This is a genomic window from Elusimicrobiota bacterium (genome assembly GCA_016182905.1).
Taxonomy (GTDB): Bacteria; Elusimicrobiota; Elusimicrobia; order UBA1565; family UBA9628; genus GWA2-66-18.
On sequence record JACPFR010000030.1, the window covers coordinates 1 to 15,358 of the forward strand.

General features: G+C 69.9%; 16 protein-coding genes. 12 read left to right on the forward strand and 4 right to left on the reverse strand.

All coding sequences use genetic code 11. The features are described from left to right. Positions 1 to 17 precede the first annotated feature (17 nt). Genes HYV14_11025 through HYV14_11035 form a run of 3 tightly spaced genes read left to right on the forward strand, consistent with a single transcriptional unit; the run spans position 18 to position 4,353 of the window. Positions 18 to 1,163: a hypothetical protein gene (locus HYV14_11025; GenBank protein ID MBI2386533.1), complete on the forward strand. Its 1,146-nt coding sequence runs from the start codon at positions 18 to 20 to the stop codon at positions 1,161 to 1,163. After that, complete coding sequence (locus tag HYV14_11030; GenBank protein ID MBI2386534.1) at positions 1,160 to 2,101, forward strand: PorV/PorQ family protein; 942 nt, start codon at positions 1,160 to 1,162, stop codon at positions 2,099 to 2,101. Before HYV14_11025 ends, HYV14_11030 begins: the two co-directional genes overlap by 4 nt. 2 nt (positions 2,102 to 2,103) lie before the next feature. Beyond that, a complete protein-coding gene (locus HYV14_11035; GenBank protein MBI2386535.1) occupies positions 2,104 to 4,353 on the forward strand; it encodes a PBP1A family penicillin-binding protein in 2,250 nt (749 codons plus the stop codon). 53 nt (positions 4,354 to 4,406) lie between these two features. Here the strand turns inward: HYV14_11035 and HYV14_11040 are convergent, their stop codons facing one another. Further along, the gene (locus HYV14_11040; GenBank protein MBI2386536.1) at positions 4,407 to 4,730 is read right to left on the reverse strand and encodes a hypothetical protein; all 324 of its coding nucleotides are present in this window, start codon (positions 4,728 to 4,730) and stop codon (positions 4,407 to 4,409) included. Positions 4,731 to 4,925: 195 nt separating this feature from the next. On the opposite strand from HYV14_11040, the gene HYV14_11045 reads away from it, so the two are divergent. From HYV14_11045 to HYV14_11055, 3 genes are all read left to right on the forward strand, one after another. Then, entirely contained in the window at positions 4,926 to 5,231 is a 306-nt protein-coding gene (locus HYV14_11045; protein ID MBI2386537.1) for a BrnT family toxin, read from the forward strand. Then, the gene (locus tag HYV14_11050) at positions 5,221 to 5,496 is read left to right on the forward strand and encodes a BrnA antitoxin family protein (GenBank protein ID MBI2386538.1); all 276 of its coding nucleotides are present in this window, start codon (positions 5,221 to 5,223) and stop codon (positions 5,494 to 5,496) included. Before HYV14_11045 ends, HYV14_11050 begins: the two co-directional genes overlap by 11 nt. Before the next feature lie 203 nt (positions 5,497 to 5,699). Continuing rightward, complete coding sequence (locus tag HYV14_11055) at positions 5,700 to 6,239, forward strand: hypothetical protein (GenBank protein ID MBI2386539.1); 540 nt, start codon at positions 5,700 to 5,702, stop codon at positions 6,237 to 6,239. Here the strand turns inward: HYV14_11055 and HYV14_11060 are convergent. Continuing rightward, positions 6,236 to 6,682, reverse strand: coding sequence for a hypothetical protein (locus HYV14_11060; GenBank protein ID MBI2386540.1), 447 nt, complete (start codon positions 6,680 to 6,682; stop codon positions 6,236 to 6,238). The genes HYV14_11055 and HYV14_11060 overlap by 4 nt on opposite strands. Next, positions 6,679 to 7,026, reverse strand: a complete 348-nt coding sequence (locus HYV14_11065; protein MBI2386541.1) for a hypothetical protein — start codon at positions 7,024 to 7,026, stop codon at positions 6,679 to 6,681. The genes HYV14_11060 and HYV14_11065 overlap by 4 nt, the downstream gene beginning before the upstream one ends. Positions 7,027 to 7,068: 42 nt before the next feature. Between HYV14_11065 and HYV14_11070 the strand changes: the two genes are divergently transcribed. Both HYV14_11070 and HYV14_11075 read left to right on the forward strand, forming a co-directional pair. Then, positions 7,069 to 7,926: a ferritin-like domain-containing protein gene (locus tag HYV14_11070; protein ID MBI2386542.1), complete on the forward strand. Its 858-nt coding sequence runs from the start codon at positions 7,069 to 7,071 to the stop codon at positions 7,924 to 7,926. A 26-nt stretch (positions 7,927 to 7,952) separates the two neighbouring features. After that, entirely contained in the window at positions 7,953 to 8,834 is an 882-nt protein-coding gene (locus tag HYV14_11075; protein MBI2386543.1) for a lysophospholipid acyltransferase family protein, read from the forward strand. Here the strand turns inward: HYV14_11075 and HYV14_11080 are convergent. Further along, entirely contained in the window at positions 8,831 to 9,418 is a 588-nt protein-coding gene (locus HYV14_11080; protein MBI2386544.1) for a hypothetical protein, read from the reverse strand. The genes HYV14_11075 and HYV14_11080 overlap by 4 nt on opposite strands. A 161-nt stretch (positions 9,419 to 9,579) precedes the next feature. Here HYV14_11080 and lon point away from each other — a divergent pair, with 161 nt between their 5' ends. The 4 genes from lon to HYV14_11100 form a co-directional block, all read left to right on the forward strand. Then, entirely contained in the window at positions 9,580 to 12,393 is a 2,814-nt protein-coding gene (gene lon / locus HYV14_11085; protein MBI2386545.1) for an endopeptidase La, read from the forward strand. A 79-nt stretch (positions 12,394 to 12,472) separates the two neighbouring features. After that, entirely contained in the window at positions 12,473 to 12,880 is a 408-nt protein-coding gene (locus tag HYV14_11090; protein MBI2386546.1) for a hypothetical protein, read from the forward strand. A 65-nt stretch (positions 12,881 to 12,945) separates the two neighbouring features. After that, the gene (locus HYV14_11095; GenBank protein ID MBI2386547.1) at positions 12,946 to 13,350 is read left to right on the forward strand and encodes a response regulator transcription factor; all 405 of its coding nucleotides are present in this window, start codon (positions 12,946 to 12,948) and stop codon (positions 13,348 to 13,350) included. A gap of 103 nt (positions 13,351 to 13,453) precedes the next feature. After that, positions 13,454 to 15,358 (forward strand): ATP-dependent Clp protease ATP-binding subunit (locus HYV14_11100; protein MBI2386548.1); only part of this gene is annotated, 1,905 nt, incomplete at its 3' end.

Sequence of the window (15,358 nt, forward strand, 5' to 3'; positions counted from 1 at the left end):
CGGGCGGGGGCTTTCGCATGCTGTACTCGATCGTCTCCACGACGGGCTCCTTCCGCATCCACAGCGCGACCTCGGCCGACGGCCTGGGCTGGGCCAACGAGACGGCCGAGGCAGTCAACGGCTCGAACACCTACGTCGGCGTGCCGCGCCTCGCCGTCCTCACCTCCGGGGACTGGAGGCTGTACTACACGCGCGACTTCAACGGCGGCGACGACCTCCCCGACCGGCGGATCTTCACCGCCCTCTCCACCGACCAGGGTGCCACCTGGGGCGCCTCCTCCATCGTCCTGTCCACGACCGCCTACGAGTCCGGCGTCGCCAAGCTGACCAACGGCAGGATCCGCCTGTTCTACTCCCAGCCCCCGAGCGCCGGCTCGAGCGCGACGGTGATCCTGAGCGCGCTGTCGGACGACGTCTCCGGCGCCGCCTTCACGGCGGAGACCGGCGTGCGCCTCTCGACGCCCGTCGTCACCGGCGCCATGTCCTTCCCCGTCCCCGTCCGCTCCACCGACAGCTTCCGCTGGCGGCTGTATTACTCCTACTACGAGGCGTTCAACTCGACGGGCGACGTCCGCTCGGCGCTGACCGGCGCGCCCGATCCCGCCGCGGTGACGCCCGCGACGGTGTACCGCAGCGCGAGCGCGATCCCGGTGACCGTCTCCGGGGAGATCTTCTCCGCCGCCGGAGGCCTGTTCGGGGCGTCCATCACCAAGGGGGCGGTCACGATCGCCGGCACGGGCGTGGCCCGGACGGACGATCAGGCCCTGACGGCCACCTTCGCGACGCAGGGCCAGGAGCTCGGTCTCTGGGACCTGACAGTGACCAACGCCGACGGCGTGCCGGCCACGAAGACCGCGGCCCTGCTCATCGACTTCGCGCCGGGGACCGTGGCCCTGACCGACAACCTCCTGCGCCCGCGCAACGGCGGCTCCACCTTGATCGACATCACGACCTTCAACGCGGGACGCACCACGGTCCGCATCCACGACTCCGAGGGCCGCCCGATCCGGACCTTGTTCGACGACGAGCACGCCGAGGGCTCCTTCGGCTTCGCCTGGGACGGCAAGAACGCGTCCGGGGCGACGGTCCCCAGCGGCCTCTACTTCGTCGCCGTCAACGGGCCGAAGATCGCGATCAAGAGCAAGATCGTCGTGATCCGATGACCCCGCGCCTCCTTCTCGCCGTCCCCCTGGCCCTGGCCCTCGCCTCCCCGGCGGGAGCGGCCGGCTCGCCCACTTTGCGCCGCTCCCTGTCGACGCGCTCCGCGGCGATGGCCGACGCCTACGCGGCCGTGCCCGGCGGCCTGTCCTCGCTGAGCACCAACCCCGCGGGCCTCGCGGCCGCCCGCCGCCCGCAGCTCGACACGACCTTCACCAGCGGCGTGCTCGACGACACCTTCGGCTTCCTCGGCTGGGCGCAGCCGCTGCCGCTGGGCGCCTTGGCCGCCGGCCTCTCGTACTACGACGCCGGCAAGGTGGACCTGCATTTCGCCGGCGGCCGCACCGAGACGCGGACCGCGGCGCGCGATTTCGTCGGCCATCTCGCCTGGGGCCTGCCGCTTCCCGGCGGCCTCTCGGTCGGCGCGGCCGGGAAGTTCTTCCGCTTCGAGCTGGCGCAGGAGGCGAAAGCCTCGGGCGCCGCCGGCGACGTCGGCGCGCAATGGCGGACCCCGCTCCAGGGCCTGGTCCTCGGGGCCGCCCTCCAGAACGCCGGCCCGGGCGTGAAGTTCGAGGTCGACCGCGACCCCCTGCCGCTCACGACGCGGGGCGGCGCGTCCTGGTCCTGGCAGTCGCGGCCGGCGCCCGCCGGCGGCGACCCCGAGCTGCGCGGCCCGCTCACCGCCACCCGCTTCCTCGCCGCGGCCGAGGCGGTCAAGGTCCGCGACGAGGCGCTCATCGGGGCCCTCGGCTCCGAGCTCGCGATGGACTTCGGCGCCTCCACCTCGATCGCCCTGCGCGCCGGCTGGCGCCTCAACTCCGACCACGCGCGCCTGACCTTCGGCGTCGGCATGCGCGAAGGCCGGTTCTCGCTCGACTACGCGATGGCCGAGAAACGCTCCCTGGGTCAGACGCATCACGCCGGCTTCGGCGTCCGCTTCTGATAATGCCGCGCGGCCGGCGCCCCTTCGGTCCCGCCTGGCTTTGGGCCGCGTCGGCCCTCCTCGGCCTGACGGCCCTCGGCTCGCTGTGGCTCGCGGCCCAGGCCGAGCGCAAGCTGTCCTCCCTCGTCGTCGGCGGCCTGGGCGTGAGCTTCTCCACCCGAATCTGGTCGGCCCCGTTCGTCGTCAAGGACGCCGCGCGCGGCGAGGCGCAGCGCCTCATCGAGCGCCTCGACCGCCTCGGCTACCGGCGCACGAGCGAGACGCCGCTCAAGGGCGAGTACCGCTGGACCCCGCCCGAGCTCGCCGTCTACCTGCGCGGCCACCGCATCCCCGGCTCCGAGCAGGCCGAGGGCGTCTACTTCCTGCGCCGCTCGGACGAGGGCGAGTGGAACGTCTTCGACGGCCTCGGCGGGACGGTGGGCGAGATCCGCCTGGAGCCCGAGCTCGTCGTCGAGCTCGCCGGCGAGAAGTCCGAGCGCCGCGAGCCCGCCGCCTGGGAGCAGATCCCCCCCTCGCTGCGCGACGCCGTCGTCGCCACCGAGGACAAGCGCTTCTGGACCCACCACGGCCTCGACCCGCGCGCGGTCGCCCGCGCGGCCCTGGCCAACCTGCGCCGCCGCGAGCTGCAGGGCGCCAGCACCATCACGCAGCAGCTCTCCAAGAACCTCTTCCTCTCCCCGCGCCGCACCTTCCGCCGCAAGCTCGCCGAGGCCGCCCTCTCGCTGTACCTCGAGCTGCGCCTCGACAAGCAGCGCATCCTGACGCTGTACCTCAACCACATCTACCTCGGCCAGGACGGCCCCGCGAGCGTGATGGGCGTGCGCTCCGCCGCGCGGCACTACTTCTCCAAGGAGGTCTCCGACCTCACCTTGACCGAGTCGGCCCTGATCGCCGGCGTCATCCGCGGCCCCGGCGTCTACAACCCCTTCCGCGACCCCGCCGCCGCCAAGTCCCGCCGCGACCACGTCCTGCGCCGCATGAAGGAAGAGGGCATGATCGGCCCGAGCGCGCTCGCCGCCGCCCTCGCCGAGCCGCTTGCGCTGAAGCGCAGCGATTCTCAAGAAGACCGGCGCGACTCCGCCTACTACGCCGCCGAGGTCGTGCGCCAGCTCCTGCCGCGTTACGGCGGCGACTCGCTGTACCGCCACGGCCTCTCCATCCACACCGCGATGGACCCGCTCCTCCAATCCCTCGCGCGCAAGACCCTCTCCCCCGCGAAGCACCAGGCCGCGCTCGCGGTCATCGACCCGCGCGACGGCTCCGTCCTGGCCCTCACCGGCGGCCGCAGCTTCAGCGAGAGCCAGTTCAACCGCGCCACCCAGGCCCTGCGCCAGCCCGGCTCCGCCTTCAAGCCCTTCGTCTTCGCCGCCGCCCTCCAGGCCAACCTGACCCCGGCGACCGTCCTGCGCGACAAGCCCAAGACGTGGCCCGGCGCCGGGAAAGGCTGGTCCCCCTCGAACTACGAGGGCGTCTACTACGGCACCGCGACGATGCGCCAGGCCCTGGCCAAGTCCCTCAACGCCGCCACCCTCGACCTCGCCGAGCGCGTCGGCCTCAAGCGCATCCAGGAAACGGCCCGGAACTGCGGCATCACCAGCCCCATGCGCGACGACCTCGGCCTCGCCCTCGGCGCGTCGGAGGTCGGCCTGCTCGAGCTCGTCGCCGCCTACGAGCCCTTCGCCCACGGCGGCATCCGTCCGACCCCGCGCCTCGTCACCTCGGTCGTGGACTCCGACGGCGTCGTCTTCGAGGCGCCGCCGCCCGAGATCTCGATCGCCCTCGACCCGGCCACCGCCTTCCTGATGAACTCGATGCTCGAGAGCGTCGCCAAGGAGGGCACCGCCCGGAGCCTGAAGGCCATGGGCGTGACCTTCCCCGTCGCGGGCAAGACCGGCACGACCAACGACGGCCGCGACGCCTGGTTCGTCGGCTACACCTCGTCGCTGCTCGCCGGCGTCTGGGTCGGCGACGACCAGAACCGCGCGCTGCGCCTCACCGGGGCCAAGGACGCGCTCCCGCTATGGGCCTCCTTCATGAAGGAAGCCTCCGCCGACCGCCCGGGCGCGGAGTTCACGCGCCCCGAGTCCGTCGTCGAGGTCGTCGTCTGCCCCGCCTCGGGCATGGTCGCCCGCTCCGGCTGCCCCGGCAAGCACGCCGAGCTGTTCCTCGTCGGCACCGAGCCGCGCAGCGACTGCGCCCTGCACCGCGGCGGCCTCGTCGGCTGGCTTCAGCGCATGCTGCGCAAGGACTAGGCCGGGCCGCGAGCGGCCCGGCACAGACGCGTCGGCGGAAATCCTCTTAGCGTCTAGACCTCGACCGAGACCCGGCCGTGCTTGCGCCCGGCGAACTTCTCCAGCCCCGTCTTGAGGTCGGCGGCGTTCATCACCGGGTAGAGCCGGACCTCGGCGTTCAGGGCCATGAACAGCGGCTCGGCGAGCTCGGGGATCTCCGAGGCGTCCTTCATGTCCAGGACGAACAGCATCGTGCGCCTGCCGTCCTCGGCGTAGAAATACGACGCCTCGGGCTTGTTCCTCTCGATCAGGGCCTGCACCGTCTTCGGCAGCGACCCGTCGTTGATCGCCCGGTTGCCCGTCTCGACCGGCATCGTGACCTTCAGCAAAGTCCGCATGGGTGATCCCTCCTTTCTCCTGATGTCCGCTCCAGACTAGCGCAAGGCGGGCCGGAGGGCAATGGACGCGGAGTAACGGAGCAGGGAACTTTTCCGGGGGGCATTCTCATGATGAGCATGGGACCCATCGCCTTACGCCCCGACAACGGCCGCCTCCACCTTGACATATGTATATATCCATAGTATACTTACTTCGTGGGCGAAACGGACTTCTCCAGACACCTCGGATTCGAATGGGACAAGGAGAACACCGATAAAATCTGGCGCAAGCACAAGGTCAGCCCGTTTGAGTGCGAGCAGATTTTTTTCAACCAGCCGGTCGTCGTAGCCCCTGACGAGGCGCACTCGCATACAGAACCCCGTTTTTACGTGCTCGGTCGCACCGATGCAGCACGTCTTCTTTTTCTCGTTTTTACCACACGGAAGCACCTGGTCCGGGTCATCTCAGCTCGCGACATGAGCCGCGCGGAGAAGGAGGTCTACAAGAATCATGAAGAATAAGATCCCGAAGTTTAAGAGTGAGGCGGACGAGCGGGCTTTTTGGGCCTCGCACGATTCGGCGGACTATGTGGATTGGAAGAAGGGAAGGAACGTCATTTTCCCCAATCTGCGGCCCTCTCTTAAGTCCATTTCTCTGCGTCTTCCTGAATCAATGATTGAAGAGCTGCGTCTTCTGGCAAACAAACGGGATGTGCCCTATCAGTCACTCCTAAAGATGTTCTTGTCAGAGCGAATTGCGAAAGAACTTCGGCCTCACGGAGCCTAACCTCCTGGAGGACCGTTTCCGGAGATCAAAACCGTAAAAGTCATCCGGCTTTGGACCCGCTACGAATGACGCCGTCCGCGCATGACCATGCGCTTGTGCCCGACGCGCGCTTTCTTTGATGAAGAGCTTCGCTACGAAGTACCGGCACGGCCATGAGTCATGCCGATGGGTGAACCGTTAAAGAGGATCACGAGGAACAGAACATGTCCGAGCAAGGCCGTCGCCCCGACGTGAAGGACACGCCCGGCGGAATCATCACCGCGCGCGCGTTCAAGTACGCCGGCTCGTTCTACGATTTCGCGGACGCGAAGTACCCGGAGCTGCGGGCCTACCCGCCCGACGTCGCCCGGGTGACCTTGCTGCAGGCGGCGATCATCGTCGCGGCCCTGATCCTGATGGAGCGAAGGACCAAGGGCGCCGGCGCGAGCGAGCTGCACGGCGGCGTCGCGCTCGCGCTCCCCCCCTCGGTGCGGGACCGGCTGCTGCCGCCCGTCCAGACGCTTTCGTGCTCGCTGCTTCAGCGCGATCGGTCTTCCCTCAAGCCGCAGGAGATCCCGTCGTTCGCGGACCTGGCCGGGCAGCCCGACGCGACGCTGGTGAAGGCGATCGGCCTGTGGCTGGGCCGTGCGATCTCGGGAAAGGCGAGGCTCGAGCCGGCGGACGAGACGATCGCCGGGGCCGCCGGGCGCAGCGCATGGACGAGTGCGACGATGATCGCCCGGATGCTCGCCCCGAAGGGCTAGGGCGCGGCGGCGAAGGCGCGGGCGGTGACCTCGGTGCAGAGCTTGCGGTAGATGCCGAGGATGCTGAAGACGCGCAGGTCGGCGCGCACGTCGTAGAGCCCGATCATGTCGGGAGACTCTTTCTTGATGTTCTGAAGGGCCTTCTGGAAGCTGCCGTCGCCGTAGCCGCCGGAGACGCTCGTCGCGTTGAGCTGTGCCGCGAGCGGGATCGACAGGCCGTGCTGGCAGGAGACGCCCTTGACCGTGCCGAGCTCGCGGGCGCCGGCGGGGCGGTCCTTGGGCGTCATCGTGACGAAGGAGAGCGGCCCCTCGGACTGGTAGAAGAGCATGATGCCGCCCGCCGGGATCAGCCCGGGGACCGCGTCCTCCTGGTCGCCCTCGCCCGTCGCCGAGGCGAACGGCGCGAGGCCGAGGAGCAGGACGGCGAGCAGCGCCGTCTTCAAAGCTTGGCGACCCGTCCGGTCACCACCGTGCACCACTTCGCGTAGAGTCCGAGGAGGTAGGCGTTCACCTTGATGTCGGCGCGCACGTCGTAGAGGATGCCCTCCTTCGCGCCGAGCGCGTCCTTGACCGCGGCCGCGTACGAGGCGTCGCCCCAGGCGAACAGGAAGACCGCCGACCGGTTGCACGACTTGCCGACGACGAGCGGATCGTCCGGGGAGGACTTGACCTCGGACGGGGCGGAGGTGCGGTAGCCGCGGGGCACCTTGATGTCGGTGTAGACGAGGCCGCAGGAGGAGAGCGCCGCGGCGGCGAGGAGCAGGCACAGGGATCGGAGGTGTCTCATGAGGGAAGCATACAATTTTGTAGAATCTCCGTCGGAGACCCCATGAACGCTGATATCGTCCGCCCCATGGTCGTCGGCTCCCCCGAGCACAAGGAGCTGCTGTGCTCGTTCTTCACGGAGAGCCACGATCCCTACAAGCCCGAGGACCTCGAGTGGCCCGCCCTGGACGACGCCGTGGTCGCGAGGCTGAGGGCCCTGCCCATCTGGGAGGAGGCCGTGCGCACCGAGGCGGAGACCGCCTTGGCCGTGCTGACGATGGGAGCCGCCGAGAAGGACCCGACGCTCTCGAAGGCGATCACCTTGCAGGGCTACGAGGAGCAGCGCCACGCCGAGATACTGAAGCTCCTGACCGCGAGGTACCGGATCCCGGTCCCGAAGTTCGACCCCGCCGCGCCCGCCGACCCCGACTGGGCGTTCATGCGCATCGGCTACGGGGAGTGCTTCGACTCGTTCTTCGCCTTCGGCCTGTTCGCGCTCGCGCGCGACTCGGGTTTCTTCCCGCCGCCGCTCGTCGAGCTGTTCGAGCCGATCATGCAGGAGGAGGGCCGCCACATCATCTTCCACGTGAACTGGGTCGCCTACAACCAGGCCCAGCTGCCCTACGCCGGACGGCCGCGGTACGTGTTCAAGCGCGGGCTGGCGATGTGGCTGCAGGCGGTGAGCCGGCTCAAGACCGCGCTGAAGATCAAGGGCGAGGCCGAGGGCGGCCAGGACAACTTCACGATGAACGCCCACGCCCAGTTCGGGGACGTCTCCCCCCGGGAGTTCGTCGAGCTGTGCCTGCGCGAGAACGAGCGGCGCCTGGCGCCCTACGATCCAAGGCTGCTCCGGCCGGAGTTCGTGCCGGCCATCGCGCGCGCGGTGCTCCCGACCTTGCCGCGCCGGGGCGTCTTCAACTGAACCCGGTCCTCGCGCTGCTCCTGCGCGTGCCGCTGCACGGAACGGGCCTGCTTGTCTCGGTCCTGCCGCGGCCGCGGGAGATGGCGCTCGGCGCGTTCCTGGGACGGATCGCGCTGCTCTTCAACACGCGCCACGTCCGCGTCGCGCGCGAGAACCTCGCGCGCTGCTTCCCCGAGCTGAGCGAGGAGCGCCGCCGGGCTCTGCTGAAGGAGAACTACGAGCATTACGGCCGCATGGTGCTCGAGCTCGCGCACATGTTCTCCCCCATCCCGGGCCACTTCCGCGCGTACGTCCAGCGCAACGTCGAGATCGAGGGCTACGAGAACTGGGAGAAGGCCAAGGCGAAGGGCAAGGGCGTGCTGTTCCTGGGCTCGCACATCGCGAACTGGGAGTTCGCGGCGTCGATCGGCGCGATCAAGGACATGCCGGTCACCATCGTGACCCGGCGGCTGAAGCCCGCGTGGCTCCACGACTGGATGGAGAAGGTCCGGCTCTCGGTCGGCGTGCGCGCGACCTATCAGCCGCGCACCATCCCGACGGTGATGAAGGCCCTGCGCGACAACGGCGGCGTCGTCTTCGTGATGGATCAGTACATGTCGGCGCCGATGGGCGAGCCGATGCGGCTGTTCGGGGTCAAGGCCTGGACCTTGGCCGCCATCGCGCCGCTCGCGCGCCGCACCGGCGCGGCCATCCTGCCCGTGCTGCCCACGCGCGAGGCCGACGGGCGCGTGCGGATCGTCATCGAGCCCGAGATCGAGCTCACCGACGACGACAAGGCCGACAACCAGAGGCTCGCGGACCGCGTCGAGCGGTGGATGCGCGCGGTGCCCGGCCAGGCCCTGTGGGCGCACCGCCGGTTCAAGGACGTGGACTGGAACGACCGCTCGCCTAAGCCGTCCGCGGTCTAGTAATACCCGACCCCCCTTCTCCGCCTGCTCCCCGGCTCCGGGGCGTACGGCTTGAACAGGAGGTTCGTCAGGTACACCGACCCCTTGCCGGCCGCCGCGAGCCGGACCGTCCTGTCGTAGAATCGCGCCGCGTCCTTGGCGTCGCGCCGGCCGGCGGCGATGTCATGGGCCACGTTGAGGGCCAGGCGGTTCAGCGCCTCGTCCTCGCTCGCGGCGGTCAGCTCGTCGGCGGAGAAATCGGCGCGCACGCCGCGTCCGAACTCGCTCAACGGCGCGATCGCCGCGAGCGGGACCCAGTAGCCGACCGTTTGCTCCAGGAAGCGGCCGGACGCGCGGTCGCGCACGACGATGCGCTTCCAAGGGCCGCGCCCGCTCCAGGTCACCGCGCCCGGGGAAAGGACGTCGGGGCTGCCATAGCGCTCCATCATGACCTGAACGACCGTCCGGGGCTTGTTGTCCCAGCCCTCGGTGTGCGCGGCCACGCGCCGCGGGGACGGATGGACATAGGCGCGAAAGGCGCCGCCGGCGGCCAGGACGGCAAGGACGGCCGAGAAAAAATACAGGCGTTTCCTCCGAGTCTCCATGGCGCTGCCCTCCCGGGAGATTCCCTTATATACCGGGGAGCAACGATCCGACCCAAGCCCGGGGAACGACCTTAAGGCCTAATCGGAACTAGGGCCTTTCCCCGTCCCCCTGGGGCCGGTCGGCCCCTTCGGACCCCCTCCGTCACTGTTACCATCATCGCATGAAAACGATGCCCCGCCGGCCCTCGACCATCCTGTCGCGCGCGCTGCTCGCCGCCTTCCTCGTCACGCTCCCCGGAAGCCGCGAAGCCTTCGCCCAGGTCTCCGGCCGGGTCGGGACCGCGGGGCCGGCCGCCGGCGCGTCCGCCTCCGCCGGCTCGGCGCTCTCCGGCCTCGCCGCGGCCCCAGGCCTCTCCACGACGCTGACCCCGATGAGCCTCTCCCTCTCCGCCCCGGCGGCTCCCGGCGCGATCGCGCCCGCCGCCGCGCCCGCCGCGCTGGCGCCGGCCGCCCTGAGCGCCGTCCCGATGTCCGCCGCCATCAAGGCGTCCATCCCCGCCGCGAAGGCCGTGGCCGCCGCGGCGAGGCCCGCCGCCGCGGCCACGCCCTCCGCGCTGGCCGCGCTCGCCGCCGCCGGCGGGATGAAGAAGGACGACGGCGGCCGGTCCGCCGCGGCCTCCGGCGAGCGCTTCGACGGCAACCGGCGCCGCGCCTCCGGGGACGACGAAGACGACGGGGGCATCCCCCGGAGCCGCGCCTTGGTCCCGCAGCCCTCCCCCGTCGAGGCGCCCGTGATCGCGCTCACAAAGGTCTTCTTCCCCGGCGTCAACTCCATCCGCTTCGGGATCCGGGGCGCCGACCAGGTCGCGATGGTGACGAGGGCCCTGAAGAACGGCGGCTACATGATCGCCACGACCTTGGGCTCCGACTCCCAGGGGCACAGCCCGACGGCCGTGCTCGTCAAGCTCTCCCAGCCCGAGACCGCCGATCCGGCCAACTCCTCCGTGATGATGACCGTGCTGCGGACCGTGACCATCACCGGCTACAAGGAGGAGGCCGGCGTCTCCATCGCGAAGGTCTCCTACCCCAAGGCGGTCCCGAGCGACCAGGCGCGCCTCGCCGAGCTCGGCTCGCTCGCCCAGCACACCCTCGAGCAGCTCGCGCATCTCGACCCGGCCGTCGACTCCGACCTGATCAGGCACGCCCTGATGGAGGGCAGCTCCGAGCGCCTGACCAACCTGATCGCGCAGAACTTCCCGTTCACCGACGAGACCAAGGTCCGCCTGCTCGCGGAGCCGTCCACCGAGGCCCGCCTGGAGGCGGTCATCCTCGAGATGACGGCCCACTTCAAGGAGAAGTCGGCGAAGGCCAAGCCCGCCGCGCCCGGCGCCGACGGCGGCGGCATGAGCTCGGCCGACAGCCTGAAGTCGATCGAGACGCTGAAGGCCAAGATGACGGCCATCGGCATGCCGGCCGGCGTCCAGGAGACGGCGACGGCGGAGTTCAACAAGCTCGCGCAGATGAACCCGAAGGACTCCGAGGCGCAGAAGCTGCGCACCTACCTCGAGTGGCTGCTCGACGTGCCGTGGAGCGCGCGCACCGAGGACAACCTGAACATCCCGCAGGCGCGGACCGTCCTCGACAAGGACCACTTCGGCCTCGAGAAGGTGAAGGAGCGCGTCCTGGAGTTCCTGGCTCTCAGAAAGAAGACCGGTTCCAAAAAGGGCGCGATCATCGCCTTCACCGGGCCCCCCGGCGTGGGCAAGACCTCGATCGCGGGCGCCATCGCCGAGGCGCTCGGCCGCAAGTTCGTGCGCCTCTCGCTCGGCGGCGTGCACGACGAGACCGTCCTGCGCGGCCACGGCCGCACCTACCTGGGCTCCATGCCCGGCGAGATCATGCGCCAGATGAAGAACGCCGGCACGATCAACCCCGTCATGCTGATGGACGAGGTCGACAAGATCGGCCGCAACGGCAACGCCGGCGACCCGACGGCGGCCCTGCTCGAGATCCTCGACCCGGCGCAGAACGACACCTACCGCGACCGCTACCTGGACGTGCCTTACGACCTGTCCGAGGTGCTGTTCGTCGTCACCTCCAACGAGCTCTCCAACATCCCGGAGCCGCTGCGCGACCGCATGGAGATCATCGAGTTCGACGGCTACACCACGCTCGAGAAGATCGCGATCGCGGAGAGGCACGTCATCCCGCAGAAGCTCGCGCTGACCGGCCTCAAGCCCGAGGAGGCGACGCTCACGAAGGACGCCATCCGCCGCATCATCGAGGGCTACACGATGGAAGCCGGCGTGCGCAAGCTGCGCCAGCAGGTGGAGTCCGTACTCCGCAAGATCTCGGCGTGGACGGAGACCCGCGGCGAGAAGACCCCCGGCATCGTCGACGAGAAGGACGTCGAGAAGTACCTCGGCGTCGAGAGCTTCAGCCCCCGCGCCGTCGCGCAGAACGGCGTCGGCGTGGCCACGGGCCTGGCGGTCAACACCTACGGCGGCAGCACGCTCAACGTCGAGGTGAGCAAGGAGCCCGGCACCGGCCAGCTCCGCCTGCGCAAGCAGTTCGGCGACGACATCGAGGACTCGGCCAAGAACGCGCTCAAGTACGTCAAGCAGAACGCGGCCAAGTACGGCCTCCAGGGCTTCGACTTCACGAAGCACGACATCGACATCAACATCACCCCGGCGGGCAAGGTGGACGGCCCGTCGGCCGGCGGCCTGATGGTCACGGCGATCATCAGCGCGCTCACGGGACGCTCCGTCACCCCCGGCCTGGCGATGACCGGCGAGATCACGATGCGCGGCGACATCCTGCCGATCGGCGGCCTCAAGCAGAAGGTCATGGCGGCGCACCGCATGGGCTACACCGAGGTGATCTTCCCCTTCGCCAACCTCAAGGACATCGAGGACATCCCGAAGGAGGTCCGCGACGGCATCAAGCTCAAGGCCGTGAAGACCTACGACGAGATCTACCCGGACGCGATCGTCCCGGAGAAGGCGGCGAAGCGGACGAAGCCGTCGGCGTGACCCGGGGATGATACGACAGTACTGACGAACCCGCCATAGAACCACTTGCCCGGCGGCGGTTTCGGGTTATCCTTCCGCCGTGAGCGAGCGTCCCGCGGGAATCATCAAGATCGCGCTGATCGAGCCGCAGGCGAGCGGCGTCGCCCGGATCAAGGAGCTGGTGAAGACCGGCGGGATCCCCGCCGAGGTCGCCGACGCCATGTCCGCCGAGACCCCGCACCTCGAGAGCGCGGAGATCATCCTCCTGGGGCTCCACGGGTTCGACGAGCCGGAAAGGGACGCCATCGCGCGCCTGCATGCCGGATTCCCGGACGCCCCTTTGATCGTGCTCCTGCATCCCGGAGCGGCCTCCCGGGCCGGAGAAGCGGTGAGGCTCGGCGCGCAGCACGCGATCCTCGACGACGAGCTGACTCCCGCGAAGCTGTCGTCCCTGGTCCGGTATTACGCCGACTACGCGCGCGACCGGCCGGACCCCGCGACCGCCTGACCAGCCCTGACATATCCTGACTAGGCGGTGCTTGAATGTCAGCGCGGAACGCTTATGCTATCGGCATGAACGCCATGAATGACGGGTCGATCAAGATCTCTCTCATCGAGCCGGTCGCCGGAGACGTCGCCTGGATCTCGGAACTGGCGCGGTCGGGTGACGCCTCCGTCGACGTCACCGATGAGATCGCGGCCGAGCGCCCGGACATCGCCGGCGCGGAGATCATCCTTCTCGGGCTTCAGGACCTCGGCGAAGTGGAGATCGAGGCTTTGACGCGCCTTCACGCCGGATTCCCCGAGACGCCCCTGATCGTGCTGGCGGGCCCCGGCGTCGCGGGCCGGGCCGGAGAAGCGGTCGGCTTCGGGGCCCAGCACGTCCTCCTCAAGAGCGAGCTGACCCCGTCCAAGCTCTCGTCGGCGCTGCGCTACTACCTCCGTTACGCGCCCGGCGAATTGACCCATACGGCCTAAACGGCCTAGGCACTCGGCCCATTCCTATAATAGGGCCCTTTTCCCCGCCCCCCCGGCCCCATTGGCCCCCGCGCGCCCGTCACGCCGCGACTACAATAAACACATGAAAACGATGAATCGCCGCCGTTCGACCGTCCTGTCGCGCGCCCTGCTCGCCGCTTTCCTCGTCACCCTTCCGGGAAGCCGCGACGCCTTCGCGCAGGCTCTCACCAAGGTCGCAGCGACGGCGGCCGGCACGAGCGTCCCCGGCGCCGCCGGCGCCGCGCTCGGCGGCCTCTCCGCCGCTCCCGGTCTATCGGCGACCGCGTCTCCCGCGAGCCTCGCCCTCACCCCTCTCGCCGCTCCCGGCGCCCTGACGCCGGCGGCTCTCCTCGCGCCCGCCGCGCTCAAGCCGGCCTCCGGCCTCGTGCCCGCCGCGCCGGCCAAGGGCGAGCCGGTCGCCGCCAAGGCCGCGCTCCTGGGCGCCGCGATCCAGGCCAAGGCCTTGAACGCCCCCGCGCTCTCCGCCGGCGCGTCCAAGTCCGCCGCCGCCGCCGCGTTCGAGGGCGGCGAACAGAAGCGCCCGGGCGGCGAGGTCTCCGGCGTGCCCTCCGCGCTGACCCCGCGCCGCTCCGCCGCCTCGGCGGAGCTCGAGCCGGCCCAGCCGACCCGCGCGCAGGTCGAGGCGATGCGCGACGCGCTCGTCGCGGGCGTCAAGCCCGGCGAGGCGCTCGACCGCGCGACGATCGGCCAGCTCGCCGCGGGCGCCGGCGTCCCGGCCGCTCAGGGGCTGCTCGCGGTCGACAAGCTCGCGGAGGAGAGCCAGCTCGTCCGCCTGTCGGCCGGCGTCTACATCTTCAGCAAGGCCGTGCAGCGCGACAGTTCGCGGCTGCAGGACCCGATGATGGACAAAGCCAACTCCAAGACGATCGACGGCATCGACCTGCTCAACGACCGGGGCGTCAATTCCCGCGCGCGCGCCATGGCCTCCCTCGGCGAGGCGCTGCGCCTGCTCGCGGCCGTCGGCGACGAGGAGGCCCGCGCCGAGGTGGCCGTCCTCTACAAGAACGCCGCGATCGAGCTCACGCACGACACGCTCGCCGAGTACGACCGTAACCTCGCCGCCAAGCCCGTGACCCCGGTGGTAAAGACGACGCGCGAGAACCTCGCGCTCCTGCAGAGCCAGCTCAAGGGCCGCTTCTACGCCGTCGGCAAGGCCGACCCGGCGCCGCTGCTCGCGGCCAACCAGGCGTGGCTCGCGGAGACCTTCGGCCAGCTCGCCCTCTCCGAGAAGGCCGCCTCCGATCCCAAGGGCGCCGCCACGGCCGCCGGCTGGGCCCTCTTCCAGGCGTTCCACAAGGGCGCGCCGCTGCCCGACGACGGCGTCAAGCCGGCGCCGCTGGCCGAGCGCCGCCGCTCCCTGTTCCCGCTCATCGAGAAGAACGACGACTCGTACAAGGCGCTCAACACCTACGGCTCGAACGTGACGCGCGCCGCCGTCGAGGGCAAGCTGCCCCCGATGATCGGCCGCAAGGCCGAGCTGCGCCAGATCGTCAAGACCCTCCTGCGCGTGGAGAAGAACAATCCCCTCATCATCGGCGAGAAGGGCGTGGGCAAGACCGCGATCGCCAACGGCCTGGCGCAGATGATCGTCGACGGCGAGATCCCCGAGCTCGAGGGCGTCAACATCATCAAGCTCGACCTGACCAAGGTCGTCGCGGGCACGAAGTACCGCGGCGAGTTCGAGGAGCGCATGGTCAAGATACTCGACGAGGCCCGCGCCTCGAAGGGCAAGGTCCGCCTGTTCATCGACGAGATCCACATGCTCGTCGGCGCCGGCGGGGCCTCCGGCTCGCAGGACGCGGCCAACATCCTCAAGGAGGCGCTGGCCGACGGCACGATCTCGGTGATCGGCGCCACGACGATGGAGGAGTACCGCAAGATCGAGAAGGACGGCGCGCTGGCGCGCCGCTTCAACGCGGTCAAGCTCCCGGCGCCGACCAAGGACGAGGCCGAGGCCATCGTCGAG

Excerpts from the sequence above, each read along its gene's own strand:
- HYV14_11025 (MBI2386533.1), top strand. The coding sequence starts at position 18 with ATGCTGTACTCGATCGTCTCCACGACGGGCTCCTTCCGCATCCACAGC.
- HYV14_11030 (MBI2386534.1), top strand. The coding sequence starts at position 1,160 with ATGACCCCGCGCCTCCTTCTCGCCGTCCCCCTGGCCCTGGCCCTCGCC.
- HYV14_11035 (MBI2386535.1), top strand. The coding sequence starts at position 2,104 with ATGCCGCGCGGCCGGCGCCCCTTCGGTCCCGCCTGGCTTTGGGCCGCG.
- HYV14_11040 (MBI2386536.1), bottom strand. The coding sequence starts at position 4,730 with ATGCGGACTTTGCTGAAGGTCACGATGCCGGTCGAGACGGGCAACCGG.
- HYV14_11050 (MBI2386538.1), top strand. The coding sequence starts at position 5,221 with ATGAAGAATAAGATCCCGAAGTTTAAGAGTGAGGCGGACGAGCGGGCT.
- HYV14_11055 (MBI2386539.1), top strand. The coding sequence starts at position 5,700 with ATGTCCGAGCAAGGCCGTCGCCCCGACGTGAAGGACACGCCCGGCGGA.
- HYV14_11065 (MBI2386541.1), bottom strand. The coding sequence starts at position 7,026 with ATGAGACACCTCCGATCCCTGTGCCTGCTCCTCGCCGCCGCGGCGCTC.
- HYV14_11070 (MBI2386542.1), top strand. The coding sequence starts at position 7,069 with ATGAACGCTGATATCGTCCGCCCCATGGTCGTCGGCTCCCCCGAGCAC.
- HYV14_11080 (MBI2386544.1), bottom strand. The coding sequence starts at position 9,418 with ATGGAGACTCGGAGGAAACGCCTGTATTTTTTCTCGGCCGTCCTTGCC.
- lon (MBI2386545.1), top strand. The coding sequence starts at position 9,580 with ATGAAAACGATGCCCCGCCGGCCCTCGACCATCCTGTCGCGCGCGCTG.
- HYV14_11095 (MBI2386547.1), top strand. The coding sequence starts at position 12,946 with ATGAACGCCATGAATGACGGGTCGATCAAGATCTCTCTCATCGAGCCG.